This window comes from Actinomadura sp. GC306 (assembly GCF_004348665.1).
GTDB lineage: Bacteria > Actinomycetota > Actinomycetes > Streptosporangiales > Streptosporangiaceae > Spirillospora.
This window is the reverse complement of the sequence record NZ_SMKM01000551.1, coordinates 1-839: the sequence shown is the minus strand read 5'-3', so window position 1 is coordinate 839 and position 839 is coordinate 1. Positions and strand designations below refer to the sequence as shown.

Annotated in this window: 1 protein-coding gene and 1 pseudogene; one reads left to right on the top strand and one right to left on the bottom strand. The window is 75.3% G+C overall.

The annotated features are described in order from the left end of the window. The first annotated feature begins 108 nt into the window (after window positions 1–108). Entirely contained in the window at window positions 109–645 is a 537-nt protein-coding gene (locus E1200_RS33455) for a DUF3291 domain-containing protein (protein WP_131956701.1), read from the top strand. Window positions 646–648: 3 nt separating this feature from the next. Here E1200_RS33455 and E1200_RS33450 read toward each other — a convergent pair. Next, a pseudogene (locus E1200_RS33450) lies at window positions 649–839 on the bottom strand (DUF3866 family protein); the annotation flags it as partial.

Sequence of the window (839 nt, the reverse complement as noted above, 5' to 3'; positions counted from 1 at the left end):
CGGCCGGGGTGGTGCTGCGTGGCGGCGGAGGCGGCGGCGGACGCGGAGCCGCCTTCTAAAAACAATAAGCATTGACATAGAAATCGCGGCCGTGGTGGAGTGGGGCGCATGAGCGAAGACACCCCCGCCGCCGCGCCGCGTCCCGCCCGCTTCCAGCTGGCCCAGTTCAACGTCGCCGCGCTGCGGTACCCCCTGGACGATCCGCGGATGGCGGACTTCGTCGCGCTGGTGGAGTCCGTCAACGCGCTCGCCGACGCCGCGCCCGGGTTCGTGTGGCGGCTGACGGAGGAGGGGGAGCCCGACGCCACCGGGTTGCGCCCGGCGGGCGAGGACGTGATCGTCAACTACTCGGTGTGGGAGTCGGCGGGGGAGTTGTGGGACTTCGTGTACCGCAGCCCGCACCTGGAGTCGATGCGGCGGCGCCGGGAGTGGTTCGGGCGGCACGCGGGCGCGCACCTGGTCCTGTGGTGGGTGCCGGCGGGCCGGATCCCGACGGTCGGGGAGGCGCTGGAGCGCCTCGCCCTCCTGCGCGAGCAAGGCCCGTCCCCGCGGGCGTTCACGTTCGCCTCGGCGTACACCGCCGAGGAGGCCGAGGAGGCGGGGGCGTCCGGGGCCGAGCCCGCGCCCGCGCCCGCGCCCGCCTGAGGCTCAGCCGAGCAGGGCGGCGGTGTGGCGGCCCGCGGCGGCGGCGGTGAGGAAGTAGGGCAGGTCCTCGTCGAGGCGGCGGCCCATGGTGGACATGCGGACGCCCCAGTCCTTCTCGGCGGCCCTGAGGGTCTCGTGGAGGCCGTCGACGGGGACGGGGACGAGGCGGTGCCGCTCGCCGAGGGGGGCGGCCT